At 49.7% G+C, this 11,803-nt stretch carries 13 protein-coding genes and 1 pseudogene; 8 read left to right on the plus strand and 6 right to left on the minus strand.

The window, feature by feature from the left end:
* Window positions 1-12 precede the first annotated feature (12 nt).
* The 4 genes from trkA to def are packed head-to-tail and all read right to left on the minus strand — an operon-like array spanning window position 13 to window position 4,154.
* The gene (gene trkA / locus C2M24_RS12365) at window positions 13-1,389 is read right to left on the minus strand and encodes a Trk system potassium transporter TrkA (RefSeq protein WP_105201210.1); all 1,377 of its coding nucleotides are present in this window, start codon (window positions 1,387-1,389) and stop codon (window positions 13-15) included.
* Window positions 1,390-1,396: 7 nt separating this feature from the next.
* Entirely contained in the window at window positions 1,397-2,689 is a 1,293-nt protein-coding gene (rsmB, locus tag C2M24_RS12370; protein ID WP_105215201.1) for a 16S rRNA (cytosine(967)-C(5))-methyltransferase RsmB, read from the minus strand.
* A complete protein-coding gene (gene fmt, locus C2M24_RS12375) occupies window positions 2,673-3,629 on the minus strand; it encodes a methionyl-tRNA formyltransferase (RefSeq protein WP_105215203.1) in 957 nt (318 codons plus the stop codon). The genes rsmB and fmt overlap by 17 nt, the downstream gene beginning before the upstream one ends.
* Window positions 3,630-3,644: 15 nt before the next feature.
* Entirely contained in the window at window positions 3,645-4,154 is a 510-nt protein-coding gene (def, locus tag C2M24_RS12380; protein ID WP_105201213.1) for a peptide deformylase, read from the minus strand.
* Window positions 4,155-4,284: 130 nt separating this feature from the next.
* On the opposite strand from def, the gene C2M24_RS12385 reads away from it, so the two are divergent.
* The 6 genes from C2M24_RS12385 to hemF all read left to right on the plus strand — a co-directional run bounded on the left by C2M24_RS12385 (window position 4,285) and on the right by hemF (window position 9,173).
* Window positions 4,285-5,409, plus strand: coding sequence for a LysM peptidoglycan-binding domain-containing protein (locus C2M24_RS12385; RefSeq protein ID WP_105201214.1), 1,125 nt, complete (start codon window positions 4,285-4,287; stop codon window positions 5,407-5,409).
* Between the two features lie 47 nt (window positions 5,410-5,456).
* Complete coding sequence (gene dprA, locus C2M24_RS12390; protein ID WP_233999546.1) at window positions 5,457-6,578, plus strand: DNA-processing protein DprA; 1,122 nt, start codon at window positions 5,457-5,459, stop codon at window positions 6,576-6,578.
* Between the two features lies 1 nt (window position 6,579).
* On the plus strand, window positions 6,580-7,053 hold the full coding sequence (locus tag C2M24_RS12395; RefSeq protein ID WP_105201215.1) for a DUF494 family protein: 474 nt from the start codon (window positions 6,580-6,582) through the stop codon (window positions 7,051-7,053).
* Between the two features lie 61 nt (window positions 7,054-7,114).
* Window positions 7,115-7,702, plus strand: coding sequence for a DNA topoisomerase family protein (locus tag C2M24_RS12400; RefSeq protein ID WP_105215205.1), 588 nt, complete (start codon window positions 7,115-7,117; stop codon window positions 7,700-7,702).
* On the plus strand, window positions 7,699-8,262 hold the full coding sequence (locus tag C2M24_RS12405) for a Sua5/YciO/YrdC/YwlC family protein (protein ID WP_105215207.1): 564 nt from the start codon (window positions 7,699-7,701) through the stop codon (window positions 8,260-8,262). The genes C2M24_RS12400 and C2M24_RS12405 overlap by 4 nt, the downstream gene beginning before the upstream one ends.
* Before the next feature lie 2 nt (window positions 8,263-8,264).
* The gene (hemF, locus tag C2M24_RS12410) at window positions 8,265-9,173 is read left to right on the plus strand and encodes an oxygen-dependent coproporphyrinogen oxidase (protein ID WP_105215209.1); all 909 of its coding nucleotides are present in this window, start codon (window positions 8,265-8,267) and stop codon (window positions 9,171-9,173) included.
* A gap of 31 nt (window positions 9,174-9,204) precedes the next feature.
* Here hemF and C2M24_RS12415 read toward each other — a convergent pair.
* Window positions 9,205-9,667, minus strand: a pseudogene (locus C2M24_RS12415) (group II truncated hemoglobin).
* Window positions 9,668-9,693: 26 nt separating this feature from the next.
* Here C2M24_RS12415 and aroE point away from each other — a divergent pair.
* Together aroE and C2M24_RS12425 are read left to right on the plus strand one after the other, a co-directional pair.
* Window positions 9,694-10,515: a shikimate dehydrogenase gene (gene aroE, locus C2M24_RS12420; RefSeq protein WP_105215212.1), complete on the plus strand. Its 822-nt coding sequence runs from the start codon at window positions 9,694-9,696 to the stop codon at window positions 10,513-10,515.
* Window positions 10,515-10,754: a DUF1488 family protein gene (locus C2M24_RS12425; RefSeq protein ID WP_105188779.1), complete on the plus strand. Its 240-nt coding sequence runs from the start codon at window positions 10,515-10,517 to the stop codon at window positions 10,752-10,754. The genes aroE and C2M24_RS12425 overlap by 1 nt, the downstream gene beginning before the upstream one ends.
* Here the strand turns inward: C2M24_RS12425 and C2M24_RS12430 are convergent.
* The gene (locus C2M24_RS12430) at window positions 10,738-11,283 is read right to left on the minus strand and encodes a gamma carbonic anhydrase family protein (RefSeq protein ID WP_105215214.1); all 546 of its coding nucleotides are present in this window, start codon (window positions 11,281-11,283) and stop codon (window positions 10,738-10,740) included. The genes C2M24_RS12425 and C2M24_RS12430 overlap by 17 nt on opposite strands.
* Between the last annotated feature and the right edge of the window lie 520 nt (window positions 11,284-11,803).

The following is an 11,803-nucleotide window of genomic DNA, read 5'->3' on the forward strand; positions in this document are numbered from 1 at the left end:
GCTTTTTTTTGCTTATAAGAACATGGCGCTGACCTGGAAGAGCTTCTCGACTACATGAATATGCTTTTTGTCGATCAAGAACATGATCACATGGTCGCCGCTTTGAATCACGGTATCGTCATGGGCGATAAGTACATCATCATTACGCACTATGGCGCCAATGGTAGTGCCCGAAGGGAGTTTGATTTCACTAATGGCACGACCCACCACCTTTGAGGTGTTTTCATCGCCATGGGCCACAGCCTCAATGGCTTCAGCAGCGCCCTTACGCAGTGAGTAAACGTTCACTATATCACCACGGCGAACATGGGTTAACAGGGCCGAAATGGTCGCCTGTTGCGGCGAAATGGCAATATCTATCTCACCACCTTGAACCAGATCCACATAGGCACCGCGCTGAATTAGCACCATGGTTTTTTGCGCACCCATGCGCTTGGCCAGCATGGCCGACATGATATTCGCTTCATCATCGTTGGTCACGGCGATAAAGACATCTACCTGCTCGATATGCTCTTCTGACAACAGCTCCTGATCCGAGGCGTCACCACAGAAAACCACAGTATCATCAAGCATTTCCGAGAGCTGCTCGGCCCGCATAGGGTTGCGCTCCAGCAGTTTGACGCTGTGGTTTTTCTCCAGTGAGCGAGCCAGGCCTGCGCCTATATTACCGCCGCCGGCAATCATGATCTTTTTATATGAGCGTTCCAGCTTTTGCAGCTCGCTCATTACCGCGCGAATATGCTTGGTTGCGGCGATAAAGAAGACTTCATCATCGGCTTCGATAACCGTAGTTCCCAGCGGCTTGATGGCCTTACCCTGACGGTAAATGGCGGCAACCCGGGTTTCCACGTTGGGAATATGTTCCTTTAACGCTGAGAGCGCATAACCAACCAGCATACCGCCGTAGTAGGCCTTAACCGCCACCAAGGACAGTTTACCGTCGGCAAACTGCAACACCTGCAGGGCGCCAGGGTAGTCGATTAAGCGGCGAATATACTTGGTGACCAGAGCCTCGGGAGCTATGTAGTGATCAACGGGCAGGTCATCATTGTGGAATAACTGCTGGCGATAACGTAAGTATTGCTCCGAGCGGATCCGCGCAATTTTAGTCGGGGTGTTAAAGATACTGTAGGCAACCTGACAGGCCACCATGTTCACTTCGTCGGAGCTAGTCACGGCGATGATCATATCCGCATCTTCGGCGCCGGCCTTGCGCAGCACATCGGGGTGAGCGCTGTGGCCATTTACGCCTTGCAAGTCATATTTGTCTTGCAGCTCTCGCAAGCGGTCACCGTCGATATCGACCACGGTGATCTCGTTTTGCTCACCCACTAAGTTTTCCGCCAATGTGCCGCCAACCTGGCCTGCACCTAAGATGATAATTTTCATGACTATGTCACTGCTTTATTATTTTTGCGTAGTAAAAACCATCGGTTTCACCCGGCAACAACTGCCAACCCGGCTGCTGCTCGGTATCCTTATCATGCAACGCTATATGCCTGGCGTCACCATGTTTGGCCAAAAATGCCCGTATTTGCGATTGGTTTTCCTCGCTTAATACCGAACAGGTGGCGTAAACCAGAGTACCGCCGGATTTCAATAGCGGCCAGATGGCTTCAAGTATGCTTGCTTGCAATTGTGCCAATTCATCGATATCGCTGCCGCGACGCAGCCACTTGATATCCGGATGACGGCGGATCACCCCGGTGGCCGAACAGGGCACATCGAGGAGAATACGGTCGAACTGCTCGCCCTGATACCATTGCTCGGTTTGCTCCGCCTGAGCGCAGATTAATTCGGCGTTTAAACCGATTCGCTCTAGGTTTTCATTAACGCGTTCAAGACGCTGGGCATCGGCATCAAGAGCGACGACACGGGCATCGGCAAGCTCGAGAATATGACAGGTTTTGCCACCGGGCGCTGCACAGGCATCGAGAATAAGTTCACCGTCCTGTGGGTCCAGAAGCCTTGCTGCCTGCTGGGCTGCTGCATCCTGTACCGAACAGGCGCCGCGCTCGAACTCGGGCAGGGCAAATACATCCATGGCCTTATCGAGGCGGATAGCATCTTGGAAGGCTTCATCTATGCTAAAGCCTATGCTTTTATCAAACAGCTTGTCGGCATAGGCGTCGCGGTTATTCAGGCGATTATTCGCTCTTAGCCACATGGGCGCCTGTTGCTGATTTTCTTCGATAATATCTTGCCATTGCTCTGGGTAATCACGCTGTAGCTTTTTAATCAACCAGCCCGGGTGATTGTATTTGCAGGCATCAATTTGTTCCGCTTGCTCTTCCAGACCTTGTTGTTGGCGTTGAAAGGTGCGTAGCACGGCGTTAACCAGGCCTTTGAGGCCCACCGCACGCATGGACTTTAGGGCGTTGACCGTTTCGGCCACGGCGGCATGCTCGGGCACGCGCATATATTGCAATTGATATAAGCCAACGTAGAGCAGAAATTGATAAACCCGGCTTTTGCCTTTCAATGGCTTTTCAAGCAATTGCTGACAATAAAACTCCAGGCTTGGCAAATAACGTAAAACGCCGAAGCACATTTGTTGCATCAGCGCCTTGTCTTGCGGGCTTAGATCGCGGCTGTATCTGGGCAGGGCCACAGACAGAGAAATACCTTTGTCGACTACCTGGTAAAGGGTGTGCGCCGCCTGGGCGCGAACATTACTCACCTTGATTATCCGCAGTGGCTAATGAACTGCTAACTGTGACCCAATCGGCACGGCCGTTAAGGAAATCCTGGCTCGACATAGGTTTCTTACCTTGAGGCTGTAGCTGAGTTATTTTTAGAGCGTCGGTCGCACAGGCGATCACTATGCCACTTTTGTCGGCGCGTAAAATGGTGCCTGGCGTGCCTTGTTCGGCAACCACCTCGGCTTGCCATACCTTCACCGTATTACCGGCCATTTCCGTATAACTGACCGGCCAGGGGTTAAAGGCGCGAATATTGCGCTCTAACTGCACCGCTTCCTGTTGCCAATCCAGCAGGGCTTCTTGTTTGGAGAGCTTGTGCGCATAGTTGGCGCGTTGCTCATCTTGCTGCTGCGGAGTGATGCTTTCTATGTTGGCCAATGTTTCTATCAGTGCCGAGGGGCCAAGCTCCGCCAATTTAGCGTAGAGCGAGGCCGAGGTTTCCTTGGCATCTATGGCACAGCGGCTAATGCTGAGCATGTCACCGGTATCCAGGCCTTCGTCCATCTGCATTATGGTTACACCGGTTTCTGCGTCGCCGGCCCAAATCGCTCTTTGTATCGGTGCGGCACCGCGCCAACGCGGCAGAATCGAGCCATGGACATTGATACAACCAAGTTTTGGCGTCTCTAAAATGCTTTTAGGCAGCAGCAAGCCGTAGGCGACTACCACCATGATATCGGCATTTAATGCGGCGAGTTGCTGCTGCGCTTCTTCACTTTTCAGGCTGGCTGGCTGAAACACCGGGAGGTCGTGCTCTAGAGCCAGGGTCTTTACCTCACTGGCTTTGAGTTTTTTACCACGTCCGGCGGGGCGATCCGGCTGGCTGTATACGCCAACCACCTCATGGTCTGAGTCGATTAATGCCTGCAAATGGCGTGCAGCAAAGTCCGGTGTACCGGCAAATACGATGCGAAGGGCTTGTGTCACTGTGATTCCTTGTAATTAAGCTTTAGCGGCCAGACGGGCTTCTTTTTCAAGCTTTTTACGAATACGCTGACGTTTTAGCGGCGACAAGTAATCAATAAATAACTTACCAATTAGGTGATCTAATTCGTGTTGAATACAGATGGCCAATAAGCCATCGGCGTCCAAAGTAAACTCTTCGCCTTGGGCATTCAGGGCTTTTACGGTTACGGTTTCGGCGCGATCAACCTTGGCATACGAATGGGGAACTGACAGGCATCCTTCTTCGCTAACGGTAGAGCCGTTTTTGTGCGTGATCTCAGGGTTGATAAGGATCAGAGGCTCATCACGTTCCTCAGAAACATCAATAACCACAATGCGTTGGTGAATATCGACTTGCGTTGCAGCTAAACCGATACCATTTTCGTCATACATGGTGGCTAACATGTCTTCTGTAATGCTACGAATGCTGTCATCCACTTGTTCGACAGGTGCTGCAATCGTGCGTAAACGTTCATCTGGGAACCTAAGTACTTCTAAAAGTGCCATAATTGCCTTATTAAAAATTGTGCTAAATATCAGGTATTGTGTTATGTTTTTATTTTAGCCATTCGTGTGCACCTTTAACAGGTTATTGGGTAATAAATATAATAAAACAAGCTTTAGGAAGCTCATTACAATGATTAAACAGCTATCAGCTGCCGTATTTGCTCTTGCGGTTGCTTTTCCATCATTAGCAGATGTTTTAGCAGTCAAAAACGACGCACCGGAACAATATGTGGTGAAGAAGGGAGATACACTATGGGATATCTCTGCTATTTATTTGGATAAGCCTTGGCTGTGGCCAGAGCTTTGGCAAATGAACCCACAAATTGATAACCCTCACCTTATTTACCCTGGCGATACACTGTATCTAGTGTACGACGCCCAAGGGCGACCGCGCTTAGTGGTTAAACGCCCGGACAACTATCAGAAACTATCGCCACATGGTCGCAAGACATTGAAGCGAGACGCACTACCAACTTTGTCGTTGGAGCTGCTGCGCCCGTTTTTGACTTACGAACAAGCGCTAAGTGAAGAGCAGATTAATGCTCAACCTTATGTGCTGGGTGCCAACGAGAATGTGAAACGCTCTACTCAGGGTCATATTCTTTACGTGAAAGGTGACCTGGAGCGTAACAGTAGTTATGCCATCTATCACAAGAACCGCCCTTATATTGACCCTCAGACCGATGAGCTGTTGGGTTATGAGGTGAAACTTGTGGCCACCGCCAAGGCGTTCCGCAGCGGCGATGTAAACTCTGGTGTGCCTGCGTCCATCTTCGTTGATGGTGTTAAGCGCGAAATTAATGCCGGTGATTTCTTAATGCCGGTTAACCAGGGTCAAAGTTTGCCTGCATCTTTCCAGATGCGCCGTCCCGAGACTGACATTGATGGTGAAATCATCGCTTCATCTAATCAGCTTCGTGAATTTAGCCAGATGGATATTGTGGTGCTAAACCGTGGTTTAGTAGACGAAGTTAAAGCGGGTCACATGTTTGATATCCGCCGTCAGTCACCCACAGTAATCGATGGTCGCGATGGTCCTCAATATAAAGAAGACTCCAGTACCTACGATAAGTTTATGTCGAATATGGAAGAAGGCATGGGCTTGGAAGAGGATGCGGATAACAAGACCTGGCATATGCCCAAGGAAAAGGTGGGTGAGCTTATGGTTCTTAAAGTTCAAGACCGTGTAAGCTATGCCATCATTACCAAAACATTACGACCCATACGTGTCGGAGATCTTATAAGCGTTGACTAACTAACGCTTTCCGTAACAAGCTTTTGGGTCGTGCTCAAGGAGGGAGCATGACACAGAGTGAATCTAATCTATCGGCCTCTTCAGAGGCCGATTTATTTCTAGCCGATGCCAACCTACTGGCGTTGATGCGCACGCCGGGTCTTGGTTTGCGTAGCGCTTATACCTTGCTACAACATATTCCCATACTTGATTTAGTCGCCGATGCAGAGGTGCTTATTGAAGCTGGCTTGCGCCGCGATATTGCTGCTTATTTGGCCACAGCTAAACTTGAACCCTTGCAACAAGAGCTGAGCGAGTATCGCCATCAGGGCATAGCTGTGATCAGTCTGGCTAACACCTTGTATCCGCCGTTGTTAAAGGAATTGCCCGACCCACCCTTACTTTTATTCTGTATAGGCAATAGTCGCTTATTGGCCCAGCCTCAGGTGGCGATTGTCGGCAGCCGAGGGGCGAGTATAGGTGGGAAGCACCATGCCTTTGAGTTTGCCGCTCAGCTCAGTGATGCAGGACTGGCCGTAACCTCTGGCATGGCCATGGGGATAGATGCCAGCGCCCATCTGGGGGCATTGCATAATGGTGGAGCGACCTTGGCTGTGCTGGGTACGGGAGTTGATTTATGTTACCCGCGTCGTAACAAGGCGTTGCGGGAGCAAATTGCCCAACATGGCCTATTGGTTAGTGAGTTTTTGCCCGGAACACAACCGCGGGCGCAGCACTTCCCCCGTCGCAACCGGGTTATCGCCGGGTTAAGTCTAGGTACCTTAGTCGTTGAAGCGGAGCAAAAAAGCGGCTCCCTGATCACCGCCGAACTGGCGATGGATTATAACCGTGAGGTGATGGCTATGCCCGGGGCGGTGAATAACCCATATTCCCGTGGCTGCCATGCTTTGATCAAGCATGGGGCGGCGCTAGTGGAAAATGCCGAAGATGTGTTAGCCGAATTAGGTTGTTATCAACAAAAGGGTCTATATATAAATAATGAGGGAGTAGAAAAAGAGGATGAGAACACTTTACTTCGCCATATTGGTTTTGAGCCAACCAGCATAGACGCTATAGCTTTGAGCTCGCAAATTCCAATCGCGCAATTATTAACGCTATTAATAGACTTAGAACTCGAAGGCAGCATTATTAGCACTTCGGGCGGCTATACCAGAGTAGGGGGCGAGTGACATGTTTGATATCCTAATGTATTTGTTTGAAAACTATATTCATAACGAAAGCGAAATCTTTGTCGAAGAAAGCGTGCTTACCGATGAATTACTCAAGGCCGGTTTTAACAGCCCGGAAATATACAAGGCCTTGGATTGGCTTGAGCAACTGGCACAGTTGCAGCACAGCGATGAGAGTCCGTATCTGGATAGAACCCCAGCCGCAGCCTGTCGTATCTACACAGGTGAGGAAAGCATTAAGCTTGATATTCAATGCCAAGGCTTCTTACTGTTTTTAGAGCAGGTCGGTGTGATCAACGGCACCACGCGTGAAATGGTGATAGACAGAGCCATGGCCTTAGATCATGCACAAATAGCCCTGGATGACCTTAAGTGGGTGGTGTTAATGGTGCTTCTCAGTGTGCCTGGTCAGGAGCATGCCTATGCGCAGATGGAAGACTTAATCTTTGACGACCCCAATCCGACCCTGCATTAAGCTTGATCTTCATCGGAGTCTGAGTATATTGGGCGCACATTAACCAAGGGGCTGGGTGCGCATGACGAAAATAGATCATTCTTTATTTAATGCCGATAAACACGCGTTGGAAAAAGAGTACGAGGTATGCCCAGAATGTGGCAGCGAGCTGGTAATGCGTCATTCCAAATCCGGTGCCTTTTTAGGTTGTGCCAGTTATCCAACATGCCACTTTATTCGCCCCTTGCATCAACATGATACCAGTACCCTAAAAGTGCTTGAGGATAATCCCTGTCCGCAATGTAGCGCGCCCTTGGCAGTTAAAAATGGCCGTTTTGGCATGTTTATCGGCTGCACCAACTTTCCCGAGTGTCACTATATCGCCGATCAACGTGAGCAAAGTGAACGAGACAGCGCTTTGCCGCCTTGCCCTAAGTGTAATAAAGGTCATTTAACCCAGCGCAGCAGCAAATATGGTAAGGCTTTTTATTCCTGTGATGTCTACCCCAAGTGCAAATACAGCCTGAATTACCCGCCTGTTGCGGTGACCTGTGAACAGTGTCAGTGGCCGGTCATGATGAAACGCCACTTTGCCGAGGGAGCTATGCTACAATGCCCGCAAAAGAACTGTGGGCACAAACAGCCCGATGATGCGGAGAGCGGACAGTGAGTGATGCAGAACAGCCGAAAACGGCGCTGAGCAGTTTGCAACAGGGCGAAGTAATTCTTTACCCCACCGAGGCGGTATACGGCTTGGGCTGTGACCCTATGAATCAAGCGGCCGTTGAAGCCTTGCTGGCAATCAAACAACGCCCGGTTGAAAAAGGCCTGATTTTAATCGCCGACAACTATGGTCAATTACTTCCTTATGTGGCCGATCATCGAATTCCCATGAATAAGCGCGCGGATATTTTTTCGCAGTGGCCCGGTGCCGTGACCTGGGTGATGCCGGCAGCAGCAACGACGCCCAAGTGGCTTACCGGCGCGTTTGACTCTATCGCCGTGCGCGTCAGTGCTCACCCCACAGTTAAGCGCTTATGCCAAGAATTTGGTGGCCCAATCGTGTCTACCAGCGCTAACTTAAGCGGTCATGAACCGGTTGCGTCAATCGCGCAAGGACAGGCTACCTTTGGCGAACAAGTTGGCTTTTATGTCGATGAGCCCTTGGGTGGCGCTGACCAGCCTAGCGTGATCAAAGACGCCATGAACGGACAAATTATTCGAGGATAAGCATGCATTCAGAGTTACTGACCCAGGTTAAAACCTACTTAATGGCGTTGCAGGATAAGATTTGTGCCGGATTGGAAGAAGCCGATGGCGGCGCCCAGTTCGTTGAAGATGCATGGCAACGCGAAGAGGGCGGCGGCGGTCGTACCCGAGTGATCCGTGATGGCAATGTTATCGAGCAAGGTGGCGTAAACTACTCTCATGTATTTGGTGCTTCCATGCCCGCATCTGCGACCGCACATCGCCCGGAATTAGCCGGCCGAAGCTTCCATGCCTGTGGTGTGTCCCTGGTGATTCACCCAAAAAACCCGCATATTCCCACCAGTCATGCCAATGTGCGTTTCTTTATTGCCGAGAAAGAGGGTGAGGAACCGATTTGGTGGTTTGGCGGTGGTTTTGATTTAACTCCTTTTTATCCGCAGCTTGAAGATGTAAAACATTGGCACCAGGTTGCCCATGACCTGTGCGCCCCCTTTGGTGATGAGGTGTATCCCAAGTATAAAACCTGGTGTGACGAATACTTCTATCTGAAACACCGGGATGAGACGCGCGGCGTGGGTGGACTCTTCTTCGATGATCTTAACGAATGGGGCTTTGAGAAGAGCTTTGCCTTTATGCAGGCTGTGGGTAACGGATACCTAGATGCATACCTGCCTTTGATTGCAAAGCGCAAGGACACGCCTTATGGCGAGGCAGAGCGTCAATTCCAATTGTATCGCCGTGGTCGCTACGTTGAATTTAACCTGGTGTGGGATAGAGGCACCTTGTTTGGTTTGCAAACCGGTGGGCGTACCGAGTCGATATTGATGTCGATGCCGCCATTGGCGCGCTGGGAGTATGACTTTAACCCTGAGCCGGGTTCGCCAGAGTCAGAACTCTATGAGCATTACCTGAAACCAAAAGACTGGGTATAAAAGTAGAAAAACGCGGCATCGGCCGCGTTTTTTAGTTGTCGCTATTGATCATATGAGTCGCCAGCTGGGTGAGCGACTGTCGCAAACCCTCACGTAGCACCGGATTATCGACTTCCATATCCAGCGCCTTATTCATACAGTACATCCACTGATCTCTAAGCTCGGCAGTGACCGGGAAGGGCATATGACGCTGACGTAAGCGTGGGTGACCATATTTTTCTACAAACAGATCCGGGCCACCTAACCAACCAGATAAAAATTCAAAGAATACCTGGCGAATACGATCCAATGGCTGCGGATGCATATCATATAAGGGCTTGGCGTACGCATCGCTGGCCATTATGTCGTAGAATCGATTGGCGAGGGCACGAGCACCTTTTTCGCCGCCCATTAGTTCGTATTGGGGTACGCTCAACATCAGGGTGGACGTCGCCTGTACTTTGCTGAGAATTTTTTGCATCTTTGCTAAAGATGCGTTTTAGTAACTGCTTCATGATGCGCTCGATATAAGGAAAGGATAATGGATAAATACGCGGTGTTTGGTAACCCCATAGCGCACTCAAAATCACCCCTCATTCACCATGCCTTTGCGGCGCAATTAGGTGAACAAATAGAATATCAGCGCATTTTAGCACCGCTCGACGGCTTTGTTGACTGCGTCAGCGAGTTTTTTAGCCAGGGGGGCTGCGGTGCCAATGTTACTCTGCCATTTAAAGAGCAGGCCTTTGCCCTAGTTGATACTCTGAGTGAACGAGCCCGCCTGGCTGGCGCCGTAAATACCTTAATTCTTGAAGAAGGCGGGGGCTTAAAAGGCGATAACACGGATGGCATTGGTTTAGTTAGTGATCTGCAGCGCTTGAGTGGCTCACTGGCAGGCAAGCATGTGTTGTTAATTGGCGCAGGTGGTGCGGCAAAGGGCGCCGCCTTGCCTTTGCTTGAAGCCGGGATTGAGCAACTGCATGTGGTCAATCGCACCGAGGAAAAAGCAAAGCAGTTGGTAGAACGTATTAGCCAATACCAAAACGTCAGTTATGGGGGCTTAACAGGTCAAAACACGCAAAGCTGGGATATTGTCATAAATTCAACATCTTCCAGCGTCACCGGTGAGCTACCTGGCTTACAGGCCAGCTATCTCGAAGGGGCTCAGTTTGCCTACGATATGTTTTATGCAGAGCAGGCCACATCTTTTATGTGTTGGGCATCCAAGATCAATCCGAATATAGTTACGGCGGATGGTTTGGGTATGCTGGTGGCGCAGGCTGCCCATGCATATCAACTTTGGCGTGGGCAAATGCCCGATTGTGCGCCTATAATAGCAGCGCTAAAAGAGGGGCGATTATAATGAATCAAGCAATTCAATTTGTTGACAGAGTCGAATATGAAAATGGTGTTATTACCTTTTATGCCATGGTTAATGGGCTACTTTTACCTTGTATTATCGAGCTTAAGGTGAAGGAGCGCAGCGATGCTCTGGCGCATTTTGCCGAACACCGCTTTGATTATGAAGAGTTGGCTGAGCAACAAATAGAAGAGGAAGCCTTCGGTGAAGAAGGCGAAGTACAGATTAAAGCACTGGCTTAACCTCGTTTAGGTATTCATCCTTTAGGCGAACATAGTTATCCGCCGACACCTTTAAGAAGGCGCGCTCCTCATCGCTTAACGGACGCGCCTGCTTTACTGGGCTACCCACATATAAATAACCTGACTCTAAGGTTTTGTTGGGAGGCACAAGCGCACCGCCACCAATGATCACATCATCTTCCACTATCACGTTGTCCATAATGATGGCGCCCATGCCGACCAGGATACGATTACCAAGACGGCATCCGTGTAACATGGCTTTGTGACCCACGGTTACATCCTCACCAATAATGAGCGGATAACCTACCGGGTTTGAGGCACTGGCACGAGTCAGATGAAGCACGGTCCCATCCTGAATATTGGAACGTTTGCCAATACGCATATAGTTAACGTCTCCGCGTGCGGCCACCAAGGGCCAGATGCTGGCGTCTTCTGCAATTTCAACATCGCCCACGATCACGGCGGACTCGTGAATGTATGCCGATTTGTGTACCTGGGGAGATTTATCTTTATAACTTTGTAAGCTCATATCAGGTTCCTATCACTGATGTATGACTAATACCCTAACTCTAACTAGGCGGGTCCAGGTTCGCAATAAAGGTTCGTAATAAACATTAGTCGTACGAAAAAGAGCCACCTCTTTAGTTTACCAAGCTATTCGAGGTGATTATTTGCTTAAAAACGTATAAAAAGTATGTCTATCGGGCGCTTTTTAGGCGAACGATCTATTTTTAGCAATTTTCTTTAAAAAAGGGCTTGCGTCGAAATCGAATCTCCCTATAATGCGACCCCACTGAGACGGCAGGCAGCAACGCATAGCGAGGCGCTAGCGGCTCAGGGAGTCAAATAAAACTTCAGTTTTGAAAAATGAAAACTTTCTCAAAATTAAGTGTTGACAACAAATCAGGAAAGCGTAGAATGCGCAGCCCTAACGCGGTGAAAGCCGCAGCGACAACGAGTCGCAACGTTCTTTAAAAATATGAAGCAATCATCTGTGTGGGCACTCGTACAGATTGAGTTCTAACAGCAGATTCTAGTTCGCTAGATGA

This window comes from Pseudoalteromonas sp. T1lg22 (assembly GCF_002964645.1).
Classification (GTDB): domain Bacteria; phylum Pseudomonadota; class Gammaproteobacteria; order Enterobacterales; family Alteromonadaceae; genus Pseudoalteromonas.

Coding starts and splice junctions, on each gene's coding strand:
- trkA (WP_105201210.1), bottom strand. CDS start 1,389: ATGAAAATTATCATCTTAGGTGCAGGCCAGGTTGGCGGCACATTGGCG.
- def (WP_105201213.1), bottom strand. CDS start 4,154: ATGGCACTTTTAGAAGTACTTAGGTTCCCAGATGAACGTTTACGCACG.
- C2M24_RS12385 (WP_105201214.1), top strand. CDS start 4,285: ATGATTAAACAGCTATCAGCTGCCGTATTTGCTCTTGCGGTTGCTTTT.
- dprA (WP_233999546.1), top strand. CDS start 5,457: ATGACACAGAGTGAATCTAATCTATCGGCCTCTTCAGAGGCCGATTTA.
- C2M24_RS12395 (WP_105201215.1), top strand. CDS start 6,580: ATGTTTGATATCCTAATGTATTTGTTTGAAAACTATATTCATAACGAA.
- C2M24_RS12400 (WP_105215205.1), top strand. CDS start 7,115: ATGACGAAAATAGATCATTCTTTATTTAATGCCGATAAACACGCGTTG.
- hemF (WP_105215209.1), top strand. CDS start 8,265: ATGCATTCAGAGTTACTGACCCAGGTTAAAACCTACTTAATGGCGTTG.
- aroE (WP_105215212.1), top strand. CDS start 9,694: ATGGATAAATACGCGGTGTTTGGTAACCCCATAGCGCACTCAAAATCA.
- C2M24_RS12425 (WP_105188779.1), top strand. CDS start 10,515: ATGAATCAAGCAATTCAATTTGTTGACAGAGTCGAATATGAAAATGGT.
- C2M24_RS12430 (WP_105215214.1), bottom strand. CDS start 11,283: ATGAGCTTACAAAGTTATAAAGATAAATCTCCCCAGGTACACAAATCG.